Below are 21,923 nucleotides of genomic sequence, written 5' to 3'. Positions count from 1 at the left end.
GACTGTCCAGATTCGCGATGTAGCCCGCGATCATGGCTCAGTCGGCGAGCCTCGCGCAACCCGACGGATAGGCCGGCAGGTACTGGTGCATCGGATCTTCGGCATGCTTGACGGTGTCAAGGGGGGACAAGACGTCCGCCTCTCCGACCTGGCAAGCACGGCGCCACCATCGGAAACACCGATGGCGCTATCGGTTTCTTCCGTTTTCCCGGCCATCGCCGATCTGCGATCCCGATGTCAGTTCCATCGGGATCGAAAGGAAACGCATCATCATGGACCTTGGACAATCGAGAATTCTTATCGCCGGCGGCAGTTCCGGCATGGGTCTGGCGCTGGCGCGGCGCTGTCTCAATGCCGGCGCGCGTGTCAGCATCGCCGGGCGCAGCGAAGGCAGGCTGGCCCAGGCCCGTACGAGCCTAGGGGAATCCACCGCCCTCGACACCATCGCCGTCGACATCACGCAGGAACGGCAGGTCGCGTCCTTGTTCGAGCGGATCGGCCCGCTCGATCACATCGTCAGCACCGCCGCGGACATCGAGGGCGCCTATGAGCTTCTGCCCTCACTCGATCTGAAGGCCGTCCAGAAGGCCGTGGAAAGCAAGGTCTACGGCCCCCTCCTCCTGGCCAAGCACGGTGCGGGCAAGCTTGCCCCGACCGGCTCCCTGACCTTCGTCTCCGGCATCGCGGCCTACCGCCCCCTGCCAAGGTGCGCGGCGGTCGCCGCCGTCAATGCCGCCTTGGAAGGGCTGGTCAAGGCCCTGGCGGTCGAGCTCGCGCCGCTAAGAGTCAACGCCGTCTCGCCGGGCTGGGTCGACACCCCGATCTGGACCTTCGTCGCCGGCGACAGGAAGGACGAGACCCTCGGTGCTATGGCCAGGAAATTGCCGGTCGGCCGGGTCGGCCGGCCCGAGGACATCGCCGATGCCCTCGCCTTCGTGATGGGCAACGGCTTCACGACGGGCTCGGTGCTGCATGTCGAAGGCGGGCATCGCCTGGTCTGAGCGCGTCGAGCCCAGTACTCGCCGAGGCCAGCAACTGCTTCAGGGCCGGCGGCTGCACCCGCCGCCGGCGCCAGATCATCACCAGATCCGCGGACTGGGCAGGCCCCGACCAGGGGAGTTCGGTCACCTCGCCCCGCTCCAATGCCTCGGCAACCGCCAGACGCGGCACCAGACCGAGCCCCGTTCCCGCTGCCACCAATCGGGCGATCGCACCGATGCTGCCGACTTCGGCCGCGAGCTTTGGCGCCGCAAGTCCCGCGGCGGCGAAAGCCACGTCGAACAAGTGACGGTAGACGCAGCCCGCCTCCGTCGCCACGAACCGCCTTGCGGCCAGAGCAGACAGCCCCTCGCCAACCGGCAGGGACGGCTCGCCGGCCGGTGCGATCAGGATCAGCGGCTCCCTGGAAATGCTGCGCCTGGCAAAACGTTCGTCGGCCTCGCCCTTGTCGAAACAGAAGGCGACGTCCACCTCGCCATCTTCCAGCTTGCGCAGGAGGTCATTCGTGCCCGCCACCGACAAGCGAAGCGCGATTTCAGGATGGACCTGCCCGAAGCGCGAGAGCCAGGCCGGCAGGCGGGTCGCCGCAATCGTCTCCAGAGCGCCGATCGACACCGCTCCCCGCTCCCGGCCACTGGTCAAAGCCACGGCGCTGTGCGCCTCGTCCGTCAGCATCAGGATCTCTTCGGCAAAGGGCTGCAGCGCCGCCCCGGCCGCCGTCAACTGCAAGCCTGAGCGCGAACGCGTGAACAAGGGCGTGCCGAGTTCGGCTTCGAGCGCCTGGATCTGGTCGCTCACGCTCGACTGGGCCAGATGCACCGCCTCCGCCGCCCGCGTGACATTGCGATGACGGGTGACGGCGAGAAAGGTCTTGAGCAATCTGGGATGCATGGCGTTCACAAGAGCAAAGTACGAGTTCTCCGAACCGCACTTTTACTCCAACTGATTGTCTCGACGCATCTTTGCGATTCCAGATGATTCCGTGAAATCACAAAATGCTTCAGGCTCTGTCTCGATCCGGCAGAAACCCTAACATAGGCAAGCCCCCCTGTTGCCTGTCGGTTCAGCGGGCGAAAAGCCGGATACCAGAGGCTAGACAGAAAACGATACCGGACGCCAGTCCATAACTTGCCGACAACAAGATACCGTCGAGCTCGATGATTTTCGCAGGTTGACCGCGCAGCAACCAAGCATAGGCATACATCGTCGTCGGTCCCAACAACGTGCACCACGAACATAGCCTCACGGCAGACAGTGCCTGCCAACGCCGCAGCCATACTGCCATCGGAACAACCAGAACCAAGGTTACAGCATAGGTGAAAGGCAGGCCGAACAGGAGAAAGGCGGCAAAAACACCGGCTATCTGCGAGCCCGGGATACCGTTGTACCCACCGACCACAAGCTCAAGCGCGATGAACAGGAGGGGAAGACCGCCAGGAACTGTCCAGGGACTGATCATGGCTCCCAGCGCCAGGCTTCTCTCATGCCGCTTGCCGGCCTGCGTCATGACTACGCTGCCCGCCCCGCCTGCCGCATCGCCTCGAATACCGTCTTGGCCTCGTCGGTATCCAGCATGGCGTGGACATCGAGGTCGAGGCGGCGGCGCCAATTGGGATATTCGCGATTGGTCCCCGGCACGTTGACCGGCTCTGCCTCCCCGGCGAGATCCTCGACCTGCGCAGCGACAAGCCCCGAGGAAGCAGAGGCCAGGAAGCCGTGGATGGCGCCGACGAGCGCAGGCGTCAAGGTGCTCTCCTCGGTGCCGACGGCCTGCATTAGCGCCTGCCTGTCCTCGGCGCGTGCCGCCTCGGCATCATCGGCAACGGGCCGGCCGAGCGAGCGCTCCAACGCGATGTCCGCGCCGCTCCACCAGCCGCGCAAAGTCGGCAGGTCATGCGTGGCGACGCAGGCCAGCGACGCGGCCGGATAGACGTCGGGGCGACGGAAGACCGCGCCGTCGCGCTCGAAGAACAGCACTCGGTAGGAATAGAGCTCGGCTTCGGCGAGCCGCTCGCGCAGGCCTTCCGGCACGGTGCCGAGATCTTCGCCCACCACCATGCAGCGATGGCGCTGGCTCTCCTCGGCCAGCACCTCCAGCATGCCTTCGAGCGGATAGGTCAGATAGGCGCCCTCACTGGCCGGTGCGCCGTCGGGCACCACGAAGAGGCGCGTCAGCGCCATGACGTGGTCGATGCGGAGCGCTCCGGCATGGCGCATATTGGCGGCGAGCAGCTCGCGATAATGGGCAAAGCCGCTCTGGCGCAGAGCCACCGGATCAAGCGGCGGAATATGCCAGACCTGGCCGCTGGCCGAGAAGGGATCGGGTGGTGCCCCGGCCGAAACCCCCTTGAGGAAGGCCTCGGGCGCCGTCCAGACCTCGGCGCCATCGGGCGCAGCGCCGACGGCCAGGTCTCGGCAAAAGCCGATGGCAAGACCGTTGCGGCTGGCAGCGGCAAGCTGCTCCTCCGCCAGGAATTGCAGGTAGCCGGCGAAGTCGGCGGACTGCCTCAGTTCCGGGGACAAGGCCGCCGTCGACATCGTCGGGATAGCCGTCGAGCCGACCTGCTCTTCCAGCGCCTGGAACAGGGAGAAACGGGCCAAAGCCTCGCCTCCCGCGGCCTGGAAGGCTCGAAAGGTAGCCAGACGTGAAGGCCGTTCGGACAGGATGGCGAAGGCCTCCACCAGCGCAGCGCGCTTGTGGCGCCAGACCTCGGGCCAGTCGACCAGACGCCCAGTGGGCGGTGGGACCGTGAGCCGGCCTTCGAGCTCGGGCACGGCATCAAGGGCAATCAGGGCCGGATCGAGGAAGCGGCGGTCGGAGGGTTGATAGGGACTGGCCCGCTGCCGGTCGGACGGGAACATGGCATGGAAGGGATTGAGCGCGATCAGGCTGGCGCCTTTGCCGGCCGCGTCCTTCGCAAAGCTCTCCAGGGTACGGAAATCGCCGACACCCTGGTCTCCCTGCCGTCGCAGCGTATAGAGCTGGGCGGAAAGGCCGAAGCGCTTGCCGCCCTCGGCGAGCGCCGGTGGCAGATGGGCCCTGGCTTGCCCGTTCCCGATGGGAGCGCCGAGCGAGCGCAGATGGTCCAGGCTCTCGCGCGCCTGGGCGAGCGAATGGTGAGGCAGGCCCATGGCGGTGAGCAGAGCGCGCTTGGTGTCCTGGGAGACCAAAGTGTGGCGGCCGGAAACCTCCCACCATTCCGGCGCGATGCCCGCCGCCTTGGCCAGGAGTTCGATCACTTCTGGCGGTGCATCCCCGTCCCGCCGCGGCGCGCGGCCAGGCCCGGCGATGAACACGCCGACCGAGCGCGGCGCGAGTTCCATGATGTCGAAGGCACCGTAGAGCACCGGCGGTGCGAAGGCCTGATATTCGTCGCTGACATGCGCCAGCCGCCAAACTTGCCCGGGTGCAAGGTCGGGCAGGCGGGCATGAAGCGGTTCGGCGCCGGCATGGAACCAGATCAGCGCTTTCGTGCCCTCTGGCCCCGTCAGGGCCATGCCGAGGCTGCGCAAAGCCGGATTGCCCCATTCATTATCCTGCAAAGGCTGGCCGCTCGGCCCGAGCCAGGTCACGTCGGGCTTTCCCTCAGCCCCGTTGTCGGGATAGGGCTTGCCGGTCAGGAACGTGTTCACTTTCACCAGAGGCAGCGACTTGCGCAGGCGCGTCAGGCTTGCGACGAACTGGATCAGCGAACGATCGGCATTGGCCCAATCGATCCAGGTAATCGCATTGTCCTGCGCATAGGCATTGTTGTTGCCGCGCTGGCTGCGGCCGAGCTCGTCGCCCATGGCGATCATTGGCGTGCCACGCGATAGCAGGAGGCTCGCCAGCATGGCCCGGACATGGCTGCGCCTGAGCGATACGATCTCCGGCGCCGTGCTCAGCCCTTCGGCGCCATTGTTCCAACTTATCTCGCCCGCATGCCCGTCGCGATTGCCTTCGCCATTGGCTTCGTTGTGCTTGCCGGCGAAGCTCACCGTATCGGCCAGTGTGAAGCCGTCATGGGCCGCGACGAAATTGATACTGTCGGTGGGGCGGCGACTGCCGGGATCGAACAGATCCGAGGAGCCGGCCAGGCGCGTCGCCAGTGTGCCGATGCCGCCATCGCCGCGCCAGAACCGCCGGACATCGTCGCGGTAGCGATCATTCCATTCCGCCCACCCTTGCGGAAAATGGCCAAGCTGATAGCCCCCGAGACCGATATCCCAGGGCTCGGCGATCATCAGCCGGTTGCTGAGGACGGGATCGGCCGCAATGGCGGCGAACAAGGGCGCCTCTCGATCGAAGCCATCAGGCCGGCGCCCCAGCACCGGGGCGAGATCGAAGCGAAAGCCGTCAAAGCCGCCAGCCTCGGCCCAATGCCTGAGGGCGGCGAGAGTGAGGCCGAGGCCCGGCTCGCGATCGAGCGCCAGCGTGTTTCCGCAGCCGGTATCGTTGGCGTAGAAGCGCGGATTGTCGGCAAGCCGGTAATAAGACCGATTGTCGAGCCCGCGCAACGAATGGGTGCCGCCACGCTCGTCGCTTTCGGACGTGTGGTTGTAGACGACATCGAGCAGCACTTCGAAACCGGCCTCGTGCAGCCGGTCCACCGTCTGCGCGATCTCGGCCATGCCGCCGGGAGCAAGGCGCGGATCGGGCGCCAGGAAGCAGGCGGGATTGTAACCCCAGTAGTTCCTCAGTCCGAGCGGCTCGAGATGCCGCTCGTCTATGGCGCCGGCGAGCGGCATCAGTTCGAGCGTGGTGATGCCGATTTCGGTGAAATGCGCGATCGCCGCCGGATGGGCCAGGGCCGCGACGGTGCCGCGCAGATCGGCCGGGATGCCGGGATGGGCCTGGCTGAAGCCCTTCACATGGACTTCATAGATGATGCGGGTTTCGGGCTTCACGCCGGAAGGACGGGCCTTGTCCGGCACTATCCGCTCCAGCACGGCTTTCGGCATGATCGCGGCAGTGTCGGTCTCGTCAAGGACGAGATCGTCCACGCCCTGTGCTCCCTTCACCGGCAAGGCGGAGGTCATGCTCTCGGGCAGGACGAGTCTCGTCGCATGGGGATCGATCAGGAGGCGCGCCGGGTTGAAGCGCAGTCCTTCCTCCGGGCGCCAGGGACCGTGAGCCCGCAGCCCATAGAGCTGCCCCTCCGCGAGGCCGCCGATGCGGCCATGATGCACAGCACCGCTGCGGCCGGAGAGCACGATCCTCTGGCTCTCGGTACCGTCGGCATCGAACAGGCAAAGCTCGATCCGCTCGGCTTCGGCGGCGTGAACGGCGAAATTGACCTCTTCCCCGATCCAGCTCGCTCCAAGCGGAGCTTCCGTGCCGGGGTTCGCCATGCTTGAACGTGCCATACGGTCCTTGCCTCGATTGTCGAATGCCTGTCGTACTTTCCTGACATCTTGGACGATCAAAACGCAAAGGCTAGATGACAGGCCTCCGCTAAATTCTTGCCGTAGCGCCAGTTGCGCGTGGATCGAAGCCTGCCAATGTCCTTGCCGTGCGTTTTGCTATAGGAACATCCCGGCGCGATGGAGCGCCCTGAGGAAACCCATGGTTCGCGACAATGCCCACCCCGCCGGGGCCGAAGCCGTCCAGTTCACCTATGCGGACCCGACCTTTTCCAAGCCGAAACGCGCCCTGATCCGCGCCATCGAAAAGGTGACGGGGCAACCTCGGCTGAAGCGGCTCTATCTGGAGAACCAGCGCAACCCCGTGGCCGGCGAGACCTTCTTCGCCGCCGCGGTTCGCCAACTCCGGCTCGACGTCCAATTCGACAGAGCCCAACTCGACAAGATTCCGAAGACGGGCCCCTGCGTCATCGTGGCCAACCATCCTTATGGCGTTCTCGACGGCGTCACCATCGCCTGGTTGATCGGCCTCGTTCGCCAGGACTTCGTCATCCTCACCAACGCCGTGCTGCTGCATGCGCCGGAAACGCAGGCTTTTCTGCTCCCGGTCGATTTCGCGGAGACCGAGGAGGCGATGCAGACCAATCTGCGCACGAGGGCCGAAGCGCGCCGGCTGCTCGACCGCGGCGGCTGCGTGATCGTCTTCCCGGCCGGCGGCGTCTCGACCTCGCCCGACAAACTCGGCCGGCGTCCCGCCATGGATGCGCCCTGGCAACCCTTCACGGTACAGCTTATCCAGCGCTCCAAGGCCACTGTGGTGCCGATCTTCTTCGGCGGCCAGAACAGCCGCCTCTTCCAGATCGCCAGCCACCTCAACCAAACCCTGCGCCTGTCGCTGATCTTCAAGGAGGTGCGCGATCGCATCGGCACGATCCTGCCGATCGCCATCGGCGATCCCATTGACGGGGCGGCCTTCGCGGCCGCCAGCGATCGCAAGGCGGTCGCTATGGAGCTGATGCGCCGCACCTATGCCCTGGCGGGCCAGCTGACCGATGACCGCACCGCCAAGCGCATCGCCGCCGGTCTTCTCGAGCCGGTGGTGCTGGACCAGCCGAAGCTCTGCGCACCGCGAGGGTAGGACTACCTTCTCCCCTTGTGGGAGAAGGTAAATCACCCTCCTCAGGTCACCACGCTCGGCTCCGCCATGCCCGTCTTCTCGGCGATGCCGCTGAGCTGGCGCGCGACGGCGATGACATCGGCGAGGGCTGCCTGCGTCTCGATGCCGTGATGGGCGGGATCGGCTTCGTAGCGCTCGAGATAGACACGCAGCGTCGCGCCTTCCGTACCCGTCCCGGACAGACGGTAGACGATGCGCGAGCCGTTCTCGAACAGGACGCGCAGGCCCTGGTTCTTCGAATCCGAGCCGTCGACGGGATCGTGATAGGCGAAATCGTCGGCCGAAATGACCTTGAGCGCACCGAAGCTCTTGCCGGGCAGGCTGGGGATCTGCGAGCGGACTGCTTCCATCACCGCATTGGCGGCCTCTGTGGGCACGGCTTCATAGTCGTGGCGCGAATAATAGTTCCGGCCATATTTGGCCCAATGCTCGCGGACGATGTCGAGCGTGGGCTGGCGGCGCTTGGCCAGCAAGGTGAGCCAGAGCAGCACCGCCCACAGGCCATCCTTCTCGCGAACATGGTTCGAGCCGGTGCCGGCGCTTTCCTCGCCGCAGATGGTGACGCGGTCGGCATCGAGCAGGTTGCCGAAGAACTTCCAGCCGGTCGGCGTCTCGTAGATGCCCACCCCCATCGCCTTGGCGACCTGGTCCGCCGCAAGGCTCGTGGGCATCGAGCGGGCGATGCCGGAGATGCCCTTGGCATAGCCCGGCGCCAGATGAGCATGGGCGGCCAGGATGGCGAGGCTGTCCGAGGGCGTGACGAAGATGCCGCGGCCAATGATCAGGTTGCGGTCGCCGTCGCCATCGGAAGCCGCCCCGAAATCGGGAGCATTAGGCCCCATCATGAGATCGTAGAGATCCTTGGCGTTGACCGGGTTGGGGTCGGGATGATGGCCGCCGAAATCGGGTAGCGGCGTCGAGTTCACTACGCTACCTGGCGCTGCGCCAAGGAGATCCTCGATGATGCGGCGAGCATAGGGGCCGGTGATGGCCGACATCGCGTCGAAGCGCATGGTAAAGCCGGACTTGAACAGCTCCCGGATGGCATCGAAGTCGAACAGCTTGCCCATCAGCTCGGCATAGTCGTCGACGGGATCGACGACCTCGACGACGGTGTCACCGATCGCAGTCTCGCCAAGCTGGTCGATGTCGAGATCCGGCACATCCGCGATCTTGAACTCGCTGATCGATTTGGTGCGGGCAAAGACGGCGTCGGTGATCTTCTCGGGCGCCGGACCGCCATTGCCGATATTGTACTTGATGCCGAAATCCCCGTCCGGCCCGCCGGGATTGTGGGAGGCAGAAAGCACGATGCCGCCGAAGGCCCCATATTTACGGATGACGGCCGAGACGGCTGGAGTCGACATCAGGCCGCCCTGTCCCACCTTGATGCGGCCGAAGCCCGCCGCTGCCGCCATCTTGAGGATGGTCTGCACGACTTCGCGGTTGTAATAGCGCCCGTCGCCTCCCACGATCAATGTTTTGCCGGCAAATCCTTCCAAAGTGTCGAAAATCGATTGCACGAAATTCTCGACGTAATGCGGCTGCTGGAACACCGGCACCTTCTTGCGCAAGCCGGACGTACCGGGCTTCTGGCCATCGAAGGGTTGGGTCGGGACAGTGCGGATCATAGTGAGGTTCCGGTTCTGGTTTATACGAAGTTCGGTCGATCAAAGGCAAAGGCGCGATGCCCCTCACCTTACCTCTCCCCGTAAGAACGGGGCGAGGGGCGCCAAACGCGGCGTCTCGATACGAGACGTCTCGCCTGCTGGACAAGTCGCGACGTCGAAGTCCCCCTCGCCCCGTTTTCACGGGTGTCGTCCACTCCACTTGGAGTGGACTGGGGTAAGGGTGAGGGGCAGCGCTACCCTTGAAAAGCTGCCGACAAGCCCCCTCACCCCAAGAGCTCGCGATAAAGCTTGGCATAGCCGGCGGCCCTGAGATCCCAGGACTGGTCCAGCCCCATGCCACGGCGCTGCATCGCCTGCCATACGGGCTTGTCGTTGTAGAGAGCGATAGCCCTGGAAATGGCGTCGCGCAGCATGTCCGGCGTGATCGGCTGGAACTGTACGCCCGTGGCGGCCTTGAGCGTCAATGCGGCATCGTTGGCATCGACGATGGTGTCGGAGAGCCCCCCGACACGCGCAACCACGGGAACGCAGCCATAGCGCAGGCCATAGAGCTGGGTGAGGCCACAGGGCTCGAAGCGGGACGGCACCAAGGTCATGTCCGAGCCACCGAACATCAGATGCGAGAGCGCCTCGTCGAAGCCCAACACCGCGCCGACACGTCCCGGATGCTGGAGGCTGGCCTGGCGGAAGATGCCCTCCAACTCCCTGTCACCCGAACCGAGCAAAGCGAACCGCGCCCCCGAGGCGACCAGATGCGGCAGCGCCTCTGCGAGAATGTCGATGCCCTTCTGCCAGGTCAGGCGGCTGACCAGGCAGAACAGCGGGGAGTCGTCGTGATCGAGGCCGAAACGCTCTTCGAGCGCCTTGCGATTGCCCGCGCGCTTGGCGAGGGATTTGGTGTCGTAATTGACAGCGAGATTCGGATCGGTCTGGGGATTCCAGACCCGTTCATCGATGCCGTTGACGATACCGGAGAGCACGTCGGCGCGGCCGGCCAACAGGCCTTCCAGCCCCATGCCGGCTTCCGCCGTCTTGATCTCGGCAGCATAGCGCGGCGAGACGGTGGTAATGCGGTCGGCAAAATGCAGCCCGGCCTTCAGGAAGCCGATCATGCCGTAATACTCGACACCGTCCAGGGCGAAGGCCCGCTGCGGCAGGCCCAGGCTGCCGAGGATCGAGCGAGGATATTGGCCCTGGAAGGCAAGATTATGCACCGTAATCACCGATTTCGGCCTGACGGCCTCGGTGTAGTTGAGATAGGCCAGCGTCATCGCCGCCTGCCAGTCATGCACATGCACGATGTCGGGCCTGTAAGTCTTGACCAGCCCCTGGCAGATCTCGGCGGCGGCGCTCGACAAAGCGCAGTAGCGCTGGGGATTGTCGAGCCAATCGCGCCCATCCGCGTCGACATAGGGATTGCCCGGCCGGTCGAACAGATGCGGCGCGTCCACGGCCAGAAGATCGAGCTCGCCGATCGACGCCCGCTTGATGGTCGTGCGACCGCCGAAGAAGCCCGGCAGCTTGGCCACCGTTTCCCATTTGTCGGCCGCGGCCATCACGGCCGGATAGCCCGGGATCACGGTCGTCACCACCACGTCATGGCCTTTCAAGGCGGCAGGCAGCGCGCCGACGACGTCGGCGAGCCCCCCCGTCTTGACCAGCGGATGGATTTCGGACGCAACGGCAAGAACTTTGATCATCGAGAGACTTTGATCATCGAGAAATTTCGGTCATCGAAAAACTGGGCCTGTCTTCACAGGTTCAGCTTGTCGATCATGGGCTGGGTGATCAGGCAGATACCCTTGTCGGTCCGCCGGAAACGCTTGGCGTCGAGTATGGGATCCTCACCCACCACCAAGCCTTCCGGAATCACCACGCCGCGATCGATCACCACATTCTTGAGGTGGGCCGAGCGGCCGATCTCGACATAGGGCAGGATCACGGCGCTTTCGACACTGGAAAAGGAGTTGATGCGCACGCCGGTGTAAAGCAGCGAGTGCTTGCATAGTGCCCCGGAGACGACACAGCCGCCCGAGACCAGCGAGGAGATCGCCGTGCCACGCCGTCCTTCGGCGTCATGCACGAACTTAGCCGGCGGCGTAATTTCGGCGAAGGTCCAGATCGGCCATTCCTGGTCGTAAAGGTCGAGCGCCGGGACGACGTCGGTGAGGTCGATATTGGCTTCCCAATAGGCATCCACCGTGCCGACATCGCGCCAATAGGACTCCTTTTCGTGCTCGGAACGCACACAGCTCGCCGGGAAACGGTGCGCCACCGCCTTGCCGTTCTTGACGATGTGGGGAATGATGTCCTTGCCGAAGTCGCGGCTCGAATTGGGATCATTGGCATCCCGGTTCAGCTCCTCCGTCAGGAACTTCATCGAGAACACATAGATACCCATAGAGGCCAGAGCCATCTCCGGATTGCCGGGAATGCCGGGCGGATCCTTGGGTTTTTCGACAAAGGCGACGATGCGATCCTTTTCGTCGACATGCATGACGCCGAAGCCGGTGGCCTCCATGCGCGGCACTTCGAGGCAGCCGATGGTGACGTCGGCGTTCTGCTCGACATGCTGCTTGAGCATCAGCTCATAGTCCATCTTGTAGATGTGGTCACCCGCGAGGATGACCATATATTCGACCCCTGTACCGTCGATGATGTCCAGGTTCTGGTAGACCGCATCGGAGGTGCCTCGATACCACATGTCCTCCGAAATGCGCTGGCTGGCTGGCAGAATGTCGAAGCTTTCGTTGCGCTCCGGCCGCAGGAAGTTCCAGCCTCGACTGAGGTGGCGGATCAGCGAGTGAGCCTTGTATTGCGTGGCCACGCCGATCCGACGGATACCCGAATTGATCGCGTTCGAAAGGGCGAAATCGATGATGCGACTCTTACCTCCGAAATAGACCGCGGGCTTGGCGCGCCGGTCGGTCAGTTCCATCAGGCGGCTGCCGCGGCCTCCGGCCAGCACATAAGCCATGGCCGAACGTGCCAACGGCCCACCCTTCGAATGCCTCGGTTCCGTCATACAGTTCCTCCCACTTGATAATCCCTGGCGCAAAGCGCGTTCCTGACTAAACGCTTTTTTTGCTCCAACTCCCTGTTTCCTGGCCAATCCAACGGATTGGCCAGTGCGTCTTTGCGATTCTTGGCGATTCCGCCAAATCGCAAAACGCTTTGGACGCTGCTGCCTTCTTCTTCAGTCGCGGCGTCGACTCTCCAAAGACATGCAACGCCAACTTCCCGGTCTAGTTCCCCGCCCATTCCAGCATGATGGCCGTCAGGGGCGGTAAATTGATCCGCGCAGCCGCCGATTTTCCCTTCCAATCGCTAGCATATGCATAGGCTCCACCGGCATTGCCGCGATTGAGCCCGAAATAACGCTCGGAGTCGGTATTGAGAATTTCCCACCACTGCCCCGCCAGCGGCAGGGGCAGCAGATAGTCGTCGCGCGCGACGGGCGTCAGATTGGCCACCACCACGATCGGCATCGCATCGGTGGCATAGCGCGCCCAGGCGAACACCGAGTTCGCATTATCGTCGACGACCATCCATTCGAAGCCGTCACCTTCGCAATCACGCTGATGCAGTGCTGCGCGGCCGCAATAGAGATGGTTGAGGTCGCGGACGAGGTCGCTCAGCCCCTTGTGCGGGCCATATTGCATCAGGTCCCAGTCCAGCCCGACATTCTCGTTCCATTCGCGGCGCTGGCCGAAATCCTGTCCCATGAACAACAGCTTCTTGCCGGGATAGGCCCACATCAGCGCGTAGTAAGCCCGAAGGGTCGCGAATTTGTCGCCGTCCATACCGGACATCTTGTTGACGATGGAATTCTTGCCGTGGACCACTTCGTCATGCGAGAGCGGCAGCACGAAATTCTCGGCAAAGGCGTAGATAAGACCGAAGGTCAGATCGTCATGGTGATATTGGCGGTAGACCGGCTCTCGCTGCATGTAGCTGAGCGTGTCGTGCATGAAGCCCATGTTCCACTTGAAACCGAAGCCGAGCCCGCCATCATGCACCGGTTTCGACACGCCGGGCCAGGCGGTGGATTCCTCGGCGATGGTCATGACGCCGGGATGGGCCGCATAGACCTCCGTGTTCATGCGCTGCAGGAAGGCGATGGCATCGAGATTCTCGCGCCCGCCATGGATGTTGGGAAGCCATTCCCCGTCCCGGCGCGAATAATCGAGATAGAGCATGGAGGCGACGGCATCCACGCGCAGCGCGTCGATATGGTAGCGCTCCAGCCAGAACAGGGCGTTGGCGATCAGGAAATTGGCGACTTCGCGCCGGCCGAAATCGTAGATCGCCGTGTTCCAATCGGGATGAAAGCCGCGCCGTGGATCGGGATGTTCATAGAGCGCGCTGCCATCGAACCAGGCAAGGCCATGCGAGTCGGTCGGGAAATGCGCGGGCACCCAGTCGAGGATCACGCCGATCCCGGCGGCATGGGCACGGTCGACGAAACGGGCGAACCCCTCGGGCGAACCGAAACGGCTTGATGGCGCGAACATGCCCGTCGGCTGATAACCCCAGGAGGCATCGAGGGGATGCTCCGTCACCGGCAGCAATTCGATATGGGTGTAGCCCATGTGCACGGCATAGGCGATCAGTTCGTCGGCAAGCTGGTCGTAGCTGAGGAAGCGCTGTTGCTCGCCCCGCTTCCAGGAACCGAGATGCACCTCATAGATCGACATCGGCGCCCGCCTGGCATCGCGATGCGCACGCTCTTCGAGCCATTGCTGATCCGTCCAGACGAAAGGCTCCGATGAGACGACCCGCGAGGCCGTGCCCGGGCGCAATTCGCTGGCAAAGGCGAAGGGATCGCTCTTCAGCGGCAGCAGTGCACCGTTCGGCCCGATAATCTCGTATTTGTAGTAGGCGCCGACGCCGACGCCCGGCAGGAAGATTTCCCACACGCCAGTGTCAACGCGCTTGCGCATGGGATGGCGGCGACCGTCCCAATCGTTGAAATCGCCGACGATCGATACCCGCCTGGCATGCGGCGCCCAGACGGCGAAATGCGCACCCTCCATATCGCCATGGCGAAGGGGGCGGGCACCGAGCTTGTCCCACAGCCGCAGATGCGTGCCTTCCGTCAGCAGATAGTCGTCGACCTGTCCCAGCAGCGGCCCGAAGCGATAGGGATCTTCGACCTCCCACTGCCCGCCAGCATTGACGGCACGCAAGTGATAGATCCCGACGCTGTCGGGCACCAGGCCTTCGAAGACGCCATCGCCATGCCGCCGCTCCAGGGCGACAGGCCCGACCAGATTGGGTGCAAGCACCGACAGCGTCTCGGCATTGGGGATGAAGGCACGAATGACCAGACCAGCCGGCGTCTCATGAGGACCGAGCACTGCGAATGGATCGGCATGGCGTCCCGCCGCGAGCGCCGCGACTTCCACGTCCGACAAACGCCAATCCGCTGTCTTGCCGCGGCTGGCCGGCCGCCTGGCCAAGGGCGCCGGCTTTACGGCTCTGGCAGTGGGAGCGTTCGTCTTCGTTGTTTTTGCCAAGCGCCGCGACCCCTTTTCGGACTGGATCGAAACGCCTGTCTTGCCGGGGATCAGGCGTCTTCCTGTGATCCTCTCGAACACAAGCTAGGGCTTTTGCTACACCGGTCAACGATTAAACGCAGCCTGCCCAAATGGGTTATGCCGGGAACCCCGCAGGGTGAAAAATTTGGTTGTTCCGCCTCAAAGCAATCCGTCGGCGGACTTCGTACAACCGCCGGCGCGGCTGCCTCAGGAAGGACCAGCCGAAAATCCATGGGGAGATTTGACATCTTCGCAAACATGCGTTCTAGATATGGGATCGATCCCATAATGAAGCTGCGGAGCCTTCGTGGCCACGATCAGAGATGTATCCAAGCGCGCCGGTGTTTCGCGATCGACGGTATCGCGGATCATCGCCGGCAATGGTTATGTCTCGGACAATGCCCGGCAGGCGGTGGAAGCGGCCATCGCGGAACTGGGCTACCGGCCCAACACCATGGCGCGGGGGCTGCGCTCCAATCGCTCGGAGATCATCGGCGCGGTCGTCGTCAACGTCGCCAGCCCCTTCTACGCTCAGATGGTCGGTGGCATGCAGAGCGTATGCCGGGCTGCCGACAAGTCGATCCTGCTCGCCAGCGGTTATGCCCAGGCGCATGAGGAATCGCGGGCGATCCTGGAATTGATCGACCGTTCCTGCGACGGCCTGATCCTCTATCTCGAAAATGCCGTGAGCGACGAGGTCAAGGACGTGGTGGCCAAGGCCGATATTCCAATCGTGGCGATCGGCGGAGAGCCGACCTCGCTCGCCTGGGCGAGAGTGGGCATCGACAACTACAATGGCGCTCTCGATGGCATGCGCTACCTGCTGACCATGGGTCACCGCGACATCGCCTATTTCGCCGGCACGCCCACCTATTTCGACACGCGCGAGCGTCTGCGCGGCATCGACACCGCCCTGGCGGAAGTCGGCATGAGCCGGGCCGACATCTATCTGGAAGCCGGCGATTACAAGGAACGCTTCGGCTACGAAGCGACGGAACGGCTGCTGGCGTCGGGCCGGAAGGTCAGCGCCATCTTTGCCGGCGACGACGATATTGGCGCCGGCGTCCTGCTGGCGCTGCGGCACCATGGCGTCAAGGCGCCGGAACAGATCTCCCTCCTCGGCTTCGACGACAATTTCCACGCGAGGCATCTCACCCCGTCGCTGACGACCATACGCCAGCCGACGGACATAGCCGGTCAGACGGCTGCAAGACTCCTGCTCGGCATGATTGCCGACAGGAACTTCGTTCCGGATGACGTCGTCATTCCCGCCGAACTGATCGTCAGGGAAAGCGTCGTCCATCCTTCGGCAAGACATCAGACGGACCACGCCGCGGAGGCAGCAAGAGTGTAGGAAAGCTCATCCCGGTCTGTGCAGAGCGCCGGCCGGGATGAGTTCTGTCAATGACCATAAATAAATGTGGGATCGATCCCATAACAGAGGTGGAACATGAGACGCATCCTGATTGCTTTATGTGCGAGCAGCATCATCGGCAGTGCCTCGGCGGAGGCATTGCTCACCATGCATATCGAGGAGCAGACCAGCTGGGTGCGCAATTTCAACCCGTTCGACGCAGCCGGGCGCCGGCAGAGCACGCTCGACTTCATCTACGAGCCCCTGGTCATCTTCAACGCCTATGACAATGGCAAGCCGATCTATCGCCTGGCCACCGGCTACAAATTCTCCGATGACCTGAAGTCCGTCACCTACACCATCCGCGACGGCGTCAAATGGTCGGACGGGCAGCCGTTGACCGGCAAGGACGTCAAATTCACCTTCGACCTGATGATGAAGAACCCTTCCATCGACATCGTCGGAGTCGGCGCCGCGGTACAGTCGGTGGAGCTGCCGGCGCCCAACCAGGTCAAGGTCAATCTCAAGGACATCGATTCCCAGTTTCCCGAGTCTCTCGCCGATTTCACAGTCGTGCCCGAGCATGTCTGGAAGGATGTGGGCGATCCCTTCGCCTACAAGAACGAGAACCCCGTCGGCTCCGGCCCGATGACCGAAATCCGCCGCTTCACCCCGCAGGTCTACGAGCAATGCCGCAATCCCAATTACTGGGATGCCGGACATCTGAAGGTGGATTGCCTGAAGCTGCCGCAGATCAGCGGCAACGACCAGATGCTCGCGACCTTGCCGGAGGGAAACATCGACTGGTTCGGCTCGTTCCTGCCGGAAATCGACAAGACCTATGTCTCGCTCGATCCCAAGCATAATGGCTACTGGCAGCCCTCGGCCAATACCGTTTCCTTCGAGATGAACCTCAAGACCACCAATCCAGGCAACAAGGCGGCCTTCGACGACATCAAGTTCCGCCAGGCCGTCAGCCTGCTGATGGACCGCAAATCGATGGTCGATATCGCCGGCTTCGGCTATCCGAAGGTCAATCCCCACGCCACCGGCTTGCCGCTGCATTTCGACAATTGGGCCAATCCACAGGCCCAGCAGGGCCAGGACGCCTGGATGGCCTATGACATCGACAAGGCCGGCAAGCTCCTCGATGAAGCGGGCTACGCGAAGGGATCGGATGGCTTCCGCAAGACCCCGAAGGGCGAGCCGATCGCCTTCACCGTCGCCGTGCCGAATGGCTGGACGGACTGGATCGACGCAGTGCAGATCGGCGTGGAGGGCCTGCGCAAAGCCGGCATCAACGCCTCCGTGGCCACGCCCGAATACGAGCAGTGGAACAAGCAGATCGTCGAAGGCAATTACGATACGGTATTCCAGTCCCGGCCCGATGGCCCGACACCGTTCCGTGCCTATTACCAGACCCTTGCCACCCCCTATGTCGGCCGGTCGTCCTTCGCCGCCTCGCGCTATACCAATACCGAGCTCGACAAACTGTTCGAGGACTATAAGCGCGCCTCCAAGGAAGCGGATTTCAGGGCAATCTTCGACAAGATCCAGCTCCACATCGCCGACAACTTCCCCATGGTGCCGCTGTTCAACGGCCCGACCTGGTATCAGTACAGCTCGAAGCGTTTCACCGGCTGGGTAACCAAGGATGATCCTGCGATGAATCCCGAGAACCATGATGACAACCGCATCAGGCTCATGCATCTGCTGCGCCTGCAGCCGGTCGCGAACGCCAACTGATGCGGCTCTCATCCCGCCGGCTGGCGGTCTATGGCACCGCTTTCGTCTTCGCCATCCTGGTCAACTTCCTGATACCGCGGCTGATGCCCGGCAGCCCGGTCGACGGGATGATCGCCCAGCTCGGCCCGCGCGCCACGCCCGCGGCCGTCGACGCCATCCGCGCCCGCTTCGGCGCCGTGGATCAATCCTATTGGCATCAGTTCATCGACTATATCAAAGGCTTGGCTACGTTCGATCTGGGGGTATCGGTCAAATATTATCCCCAGACCGTCACCGAAGTCCTTGCCCGCTCCGCCGGCTGGACCGCCTTCCTGGTCTTGGGTGCCATCACCTTCTCGCTCATCGTCGGCGTCCTGCTCGGTGCACTGGCGGCCTGGCGGCGCGGCGGGCGCTTCGACACCATCGTCTCGCCGCTGGCCATCGTGATGAAATCGGTACCGCCGGTGGTGATCTGCCTGTCGATCCTGTTCGTCTTCGGCGTGTCCCTGCGCTGGCTGCCGGTGGGTTATGCCTATGATCCGTCCCTCGATCCGTCCTTCTCGCCCAGCTTCATCGGCAGCGTCCTCCTCCATGCGGCCATGCCGGTGCTCGCCCTTTCCCCTGCGCTCATCGGCGAATTCTTGACCACCATGCGCACCAGCATGATCTCGGTTCTGGGGGAGGATTACGTCACCATGGGACGGGCCAAGGGCCTGAGGGAAATGGCGGTGATGTTCAATTATGCCGCCCGCAACGCCCTGCTGCCCGTGCTCACCAACCTCGCGCTGATCCTGGGCGCGGTCTTCGGTGGCTCCATCGTCACCGAGATTGTCTTCAACTATCCGGGCCTGGGCCTGACGCTCTACACGGCCAGCGTGGCGCGCGACTATCCAGTCATCCAGGGTCAGCTCCTGCTGATGACGCTGGCGACGCTCGGCGCCAATCTCCTGGTCGACCTCATCTACGGCGCGATCGATCCGCGCATCGAGGAGGCCCGGGCATGACGGCCGTCCTGAAACAGAAGAAAGCCGTCTTCGGCCTCGTCATCGTGGTGCTGTTGTGCCTGATGGCCCTCCTGGCGCCGGTTCTGGCCCCCAACGATCCGGCGGCCCGTGTCGGCCGCCCTCACCAGCCGCCCAGCGCCGAACACGTGCTCGGCACCACCAAGATGGGGCGGGACGTCTTCAGCCAGTTTGTCTGGGGCGCGCGCTCCTCCCTGACGGTGGGGTTTGCCACAGGCCTTGCCATCACGGCGCTGGGTACGCTGCTCGGCCTGATCGGCGGCTATGCCGGTGGACGTACCGACAACGCCCTCGACCTCCTCACCAATGCGGTGCTGGTCATACCCAACATACCGCTCCTGATCCTGCTCGCTTCCTTCGCCGGCAAGGTCGGCCCCGTCGCCATCATGAGCATCATCGCCCTGACGTCCTGGCCGTGGGGCGCTCGCATGACGCGCTCCCAGATGCTGGCGCTGCGCAACCGTGAATTCGTGGTTGCCGCGCGCATGATCGGCGAACCGAGCTGGCGCATCGTCTTCGTCGAGATCCTGCCCAACCTTCTGCCGTTGCTGGCCCTCAATTTCGTCGGCAGCGTCATCTACGCCATCGTCGCCCAGACCACGCTTGAATATCTCGGCTTCGGCGACCCGCTGAACGTCAGCTGGGGCACCACGCTCTACAATGCGCAGAACTCCTCTGCCATCATCGTTGGCGCCTGGTGGGACATCGCCACGCCCTGCATCGGCATCATGCTGGTCGGATTCGGCCTGTCGCTGCTCAACTTCACCTTCGACGAGATCGCCAATCCGCAATTGCGATCGGGCCCCGCCCTGACCCGCTGGCTGCAGCTCAGCAACCGGCGCAAACGCCTGTCGAGGAGCCGATCATGAGCGAGGTACTTCTCGACATCCAGAATCTGAGCGTCGACTATCTGCTCGACAAGGGAGCCTTCCATGCGGTCAGGCAAGTCTCCTTCCAGATCCGGCGCGGCGAACTCTTCGGGCTTGCCGGCGAATCAGGCTGCGGCAAGAGCACGATCGCCTATGCCATCACCCGCCTGGCCAAGCCCCCGGCCCTGACCACGGGCGGCCGCATCCTGCTGAACGGCCAGGACATCCTGGCCTTGCCGGAGGACGAGCTCAGACGCATCCGCTGGCGCAAGATCGGCATGGTCTTCCAGAGCGCCATGAACTCCCTCAACCCGCTCTTGCGCGTGGAGGCGCAGTTCCACGACGTGCTGCGGCTTCACAAGGGCTATTCGCGGGAACAGTCGCGCGCCAGGGCGGAGGACATGTTTCGCCTGGTCGGCATTCCCGTCGATCGCCTGGGCCATTATCCGCACCAGTTCAGCGGCGGTATGCGTCAGCGCATCGTCATCGCGATCTGCCTCGCCCTCCATCCCGAACTGATCATCATGGACGAGCCGACCACCGCGCTCGACGTCGTGGTGCAGCGGGAAATCCTGGAACAAATGGTGGATTTGCAGCAAAGCCAGGGCTTTTCGGTACTCTTCATCACCCATGACCTGCATCTGATGGCGCAGATCTGCCACCGCATCGGCGTGATGCTGAAGGGCGAACTCGTGGAGGTCGGCGATACCAGCCAGATCAGCATGGCCCCCAGGCACGACTATACCCGCAAATTGTGGAGCGCCATCCCGGCCCTGCCGGTGGCCCGCCATCTCGAGGGGAGCCTTTGATGAACATGCTGGCTTCCCCGACCCGTTTGCAGCCGGCGACTGCCCCGATCATCCGGCTGGAGAACATCACCCGCTCCTACGGGATCGTGCAGGCCCTGCGCGGCATCACCCTGTCGCTTGTCCCCGGAAAGGCGCTGGCTCTGGTCGGCGAATCCGGCTGCGGCAAGACCACCTGCGCCCGCATCATCGCCCGCATGGACCGGCCGAGCGGGGGAACGCTGCACTTCCACGACCGGAACGTCACGCAACCCGGCACCCACGAGGAAGAAAAAGCCTATCGGCGCGCGGTGCAGATGGTGTTCCAGGATCCCTTCGCCTCGCTCAACCCGGTCTTTTCCATCGGTCACCACCTCATCCGGCCCCTGCTGCTGCATGGCCATGCCAAAGGACGTGCCGAGGGCCAGGCGCGGGTGAAGCAGCTTTTGGAAAGCGTCGGCCTCGATCCCGAGGTGACGATCGGCAAGTTTCCGCACCAGCTCTCCGGCGGGCAGCGCCAGCGGGTCAACATCGCCCGCGCCATTGCGGTTCACCCACAGGTCCTGCTGGCGGACGAGCCCACCTCGATGCTCGACGTCTCGATCCGGCAGGGCATCCTCGACCTGCTTGCCGGCATCAAGCGGGAGCACAATCTGGCTGTGCTCTACATCACCCATGACATCGCCACCGCCGCCCATGTGGCCGAGGAGATCGTCGTGATGTTCGCCGGGCAGATGGTGGAATGGGGCGATGCCCTGGCGGTGATCACCAATCCGCGCCACCCCTACACCAAGCTGCTGCTCTCCGCGGTTCCCGATCCGAGCCGCCCGTTCATCCCGGGCCAAAGCAGCGCCTTTCTCAGCCGAGCCGAAGACATTCGCCGCATTTCGCGCCCCGCCTCGAACACGGTCGAGCAGGCGGGCCCGAACCATTTCGTCCGGATAGCCGGATCTCCAGAACAGAACGCTTCAGACTGAACAGGACTTTGCATGGACCTTCTCGTCAAACTCTACGACCTCGCGCCGAACAAGGCGTTGGACACCCGCCTCGGCGACGCGGGCATCACGCTCCGGCGTGCCCTCCCCCCGGAGCTTGCCGCAATAACGGAGTGGATCCGCCGGCATTTCACCGCCGGCTGGGCCAGCGAGGCGACCGTGGCTCTCTGCCGCCAGCCGGTCTCATGCTTCATTGCGGTCAGGCAGGGACAATTGCTCGGTTTCGCCTGCTACGACGCCACCGCCCGGGGGTTCTTCGGCCCCACCGGCGTGGACGAGGCCGAACGCGGCCGCGGCATTGGCCATGCCCTGCTCCTCGCCTGCCTCAATGACATGCGTGCGCAGGGCTATGCCTATGCCGCCATCGGCGATGTCGGGCCGGTGGAATTCTATGCCCGCACGGTCGGCGCGACACCGATCGCCGATTCCACGCCCGGCATCTTCGCCGGCCTCCTCAAAGCTTCCAGTTGATCTTTGCCCTTC

At 63.7% G+C, this 21,923-nt stretch carries 16 protein-coding genes; 9 read left to right on the top strand and 7 right to left on the bottom strand.

Annotation, left to right across the window (positions count from 1 at the left end):
• Positions 1 to 272 precede the first annotated feature (272 nt).
• A complete protein-coding gene (locus ACZYTC_RS03575) occupies positions 273 to 1,001 on the top strand; it encodes an SDR family oxidoreductase (protein WP_488988925.1) in 729 nt (242 codons plus the stop codon).
• Here ACZYTC_RS03575 and ACZYTC_RS03570 read toward each other — a convergent pair.
• The 3 genes from ACZYTC_RS03570 to glgX all read right to left on the bottom strand — a co-directional run bounded on the left by ACZYTC_RS03570 (position 952) and on the right by glgX (position 6,345).
• Positions 952 to 1,890 carry a LysR family transcriptional regulator gene (locus tag ACZYTC_RS03570; RefSeq protein WP_488988924.1) on the bottom strand — a complete coding sequence of 313 codons (939 nt, stop codon included), beginning with the start codon at positions 1,888 to 1,890 and terminating at the stop codon, positions 952 to 954. The two genes, ACZYTC_RS03575 and ACZYTC_RS03570, sit on opposite strands and share 50 nt — an antisense overlap.
• A 172-nt stretch (positions 1,891 to 2,062) precedes the next feature.
• Positions 2,063 to 2,506 (bottom strand): hypothetical protein, encoded by a 444-nt coding sequence (locus ACZYTC_RS03565; protein ID WP_488988923.1) that lies wholly within the window; start codon positions 2,504 to 2,506, stop codon positions 2,063 to 2,065.
• 2 nt (positions 2,507 to 2,508) lie between these two features.
• Positions 2,509 to 6,345, bottom strand: a complete 3,837-nt coding sequence (gene glgX, locus ACZYTC_RS03560) for a glycogen debranching protein GlgX (protein ID WP_488988922.1) — start codon at positions 6,343 to 6,345, stop codon at positions 2,509 to 2,511.
• Between the two features lie 199 nt (positions 6,346 to 6,544).
• Here glgX and ACZYTC_RS03555 point away from each other — a divergent pair, with 199 nt between their 5' ends.
• The gene (locus tag ACZYTC_RS03555; protein ID WP_441772077.1) at positions 6,545 to 7,480 is read left to right on the top strand and encodes a lysophospholipid acyltransferase family protein; all 936 of its coding nucleotides are present in this window, start codon (positions 6,545 to 6,547) and stop codon (positions 7,478 to 7,480) included.
• Between the two features lie 41 nt (positions 7,481 to 7,521).
• On the opposite strand, the gene ACZYTC_RS03550 is transcribed toward ACZYTC_RS03555, so the two are convergent.
• The 4 genes from ACZYTC_RS03550 to glgB all read right to left on the bottom strand — a co-directional run bounded on the left by ACZYTC_RS03550 (position 7,522) and on the right by glgB (position 14,612).
• Positions 7,522 to 9,150, bottom strand: a complete 1,629-nt coding sequence (locus ACZYTC_RS03550; protein ID WP_454814982.1) for an alpha-D-glucose phosphate-specific phosphoglucomutase — start codon at positions 9,148 to 9,150, stop codon at positions 7,522 to 7,524.
• A gap of 263 nt (positions 9,151 to 9,413) precedes the next feature.
• Positions 9,414 to 10,847 (bottom strand): glycogen synthase GlgA, encoded by a 1,434-nt coding sequence (gene glgA, locus ACZYTC_RS03545; protein WP_488989976.1) that lies wholly within the window; start codon positions 10,845 to 10,847, stop codon positions 9,414 to 9,416.
• A 56-nt stretch (positions 10,848 to 10,903) separates the two neighbouring features.
• Positions 10,904 to 12,175 (bottom strand): glucose-1-phosphate adenylyltransferase, encoded by a 1,272-nt coding sequence (gene glgC / locus ACZYTC_RS03540; protein ID WP_434957383.1) that lies wholly within the window; start codon positions 12,173 to 12,175, stop codon positions 10,904 to 10,906.
• Between the two features lie 220 nt (positions 12,176 to 12,395).
• The gene (gene glgB, locus ACZYTC_RS03535; protein ID WP_488989975.1) at positions 12,396 to 14,612 is read right to left on the bottom strand and encodes a 1,4-alpha-glucan branching protein GlgB; all 2,217 of its coding nucleotides are present in this window, start codon (positions 14,610 to 14,612) and stop codon (positions 12,396 to 12,398) included.
• A 385-nt stretch (positions 14,613 to 14,997) separates the two neighbouring features.
• Here glgB and ACZYTC_RS03530 point away from each other — a divergent pair, with 385 nt between their 5' ends.
• The 7 genes from ACZYTC_RS03530 (at position 14,998) to ACZYTC_RS03500 (ending at position 21,911) form a co-directional block, all read left to right on the top strand.
• On the top strand, positions 14,998 to 16,044 hold the full coding sequence (locus ACZYTC_RS03530; RefSeq protein ID WP_488988921.1) for a LacI family DNA-binding transcriptional regulator: 1,047 nt from the start codon (positions 14,998 to 15,000) through the stop codon (positions 16,042 to 16,044).
• A gap of 96 nt (positions 16,045 to 16,140) precedes the next feature.
• Complete coding sequence (locus ACZYTC_RS03525; RefSeq protein ID WP_434957386.1) at positions 16,141 to 17,790, top strand: ABC transporter substrate-binding protein; 1,650 nt, start codon at positions 16,141 to 16,143, stop codon at positions 17,788 to 17,790.
• The gene (locus ACZYTC_RS03520) at positions 17,790 to 18,773 is read left to right on the top strand and encodes an ABC transporter permease (RefSeq protein ID WP_488988920.1); all 984 of its coding nucleotides are present in this window, start codon (positions 17,790 to 17,792) and stop codon (positions 18,771 to 18,773) included. Before ACZYTC_RS03525 ends, ACZYTC_RS03520 begins: the two co-directional genes overlap by 1 nt.
• Positions 18,770 to 19,660 (top strand): ABC transporter permease, encoded by an 891-nt coding sequence (locus ACZYTC_RS03515; protein WP_488988919.1) that lies wholly within the window; start codon positions 18,770 to 18,772, stop codon positions 19,658 to 19,660. The genes ACZYTC_RS03520 and ACZYTC_RS03515 overlap by 4 nt, the downstream gene beginning before the upstream one ends.
• Entirely contained in the window at positions 19,657 to 20,469 is an 813-nt protein-coding gene (locus ACZYTC_RS03510) for an ABC transporter ATP-binding protein (RefSeq protein ID WP_488988918.1), read from the top strand. Before ACZYTC_RS03515 ends, ACZYTC_RS03510 begins: the two co-directional genes overlap by 4 nt.
• A gap of 5 nt (positions 20,470 to 20,474) precedes the next feature.
• The gene (locus ACZYTC_RS03505) at positions 20,475 to 21,422 is read left to right on the top strand and encodes an ABC transporter ATP-binding protein (RefSeq protein WP_488989974.1); all 948 of its coding nucleotides are present in this window, start codon (positions 20,475 to 20,477) and stop codon (positions 21,420 to 21,422) included.
• Between the two features lie 12 nt (positions 21,423 to 21,434).
• On the top strand, positions 21,435 to 21,911 hold the full coding sequence (locus ACZYTC_RS03500) for a GNAT family N-acetyltransferase (RefSeq protein WP_488988917.1): 477 nt from the start codon (positions 21,435 to 21,437) through the stop codon (positions 21,909 to 21,911).
• The last annotated feature ends 12 nt before the right edge of the window (positions 21,912 to 21,923 follow it).

This window comes from Labrys sp. F242 (assembly GCF_057813875.1).
The sequence above is the reverse complement of the archived record's forward strand: the minus strand, read 5'-3'. Positions and strand labels throughout refer to the sequence as shown.

Coding starts and splice junctions, on each gene's coding strand:
- ACZYTC_RS03575 (WP_488988925.1), top strand. CDS start 273: ATGGACCTTGGACAATCGAGAATTCTTATCGCCGGCGGCAGTTCCGGC.
- ACZYTC_RS03570 (WP_488988924.1), bottom strand. CDS start 1,890: ATGCATCCCAGATTGCTCAAGACCTTTCTCGCCGTCACCCGTCATCGC.
- ACZYTC_RS03565 (WP_488988923.1), bottom strand. CDS start 2,506: ATGACGCAGGCCGGCAAGCGGCATGAGAGAAGCCTGGCGCTGGGAGCC.
- glgX (WP_488988922.1), bottom strand. CDS start 6,345: ATGGCACGTTCAAGCATGGCGAACCCCGGCACGGAAGCTCCGCTTGGA.
- ACZYTC_RS03555 (WP_441772077.1), top strand. CDS start 6,545: ATGGTTCGCGACAATGCCCACCCCGCCGGGGCCGAAGCCGTCCAGTTC.
- ACZYTC_RS03550 (WP_454814982.1), bottom strand. CDS start 9,150: ATGATCCGCACTGTCCCGACCCAACCCTTCGATGGCCAGAAGCCCGGT.
- glgC (WP_434957383.1), bottom strand. CDS start 12,175: ATGACGGAACCGAGGCATTCGAAGGGTGGGCCGTTGGCACGTTCGGCC.
- ACZYTC_RS03525 (WP_434957386.1), top strand. CDS start 16,141: ATGAGACGCATCCTGATTGCTTTATGTGCGAGCAGCATCATCGGCAGT.
- ACZYTC_RS03520 (WP_488988920.1), top strand. CDS start 17,790: ATGCGGCTCTCATCCCGCCGGCTGGCGGTCTATGGCACCGCTTTCGTC.
- ACZYTC_RS03515 (WP_488988919.1), top strand. CDS start 18,770: ATGACGGCCGTCCTGAAACAGAAGAAAGCCGTCTTCGGCCTCGTCATC.
- ACZYTC_RS03510 (WP_488988918.1), top strand. CDS start 19,657: ATGAGCGAGGTACTTCTCGACATCCAGAATCTGAGCGTCGACTATCTG.
- ACZYTC_RS03505 (WP_488989974.1), top strand. CDS start 20,475: ATGCTGGCTTCCCCGACCCGTTTGCAGCCGGCGACTGCCCCGATCATC.
- ACZYTC_RS03500 (WP_488988917.1), top strand. CDS start 21,435: ATGGACCTTCTCGTCAAACTCTACGACCTCGCGCCGAACAAGGCGTTG.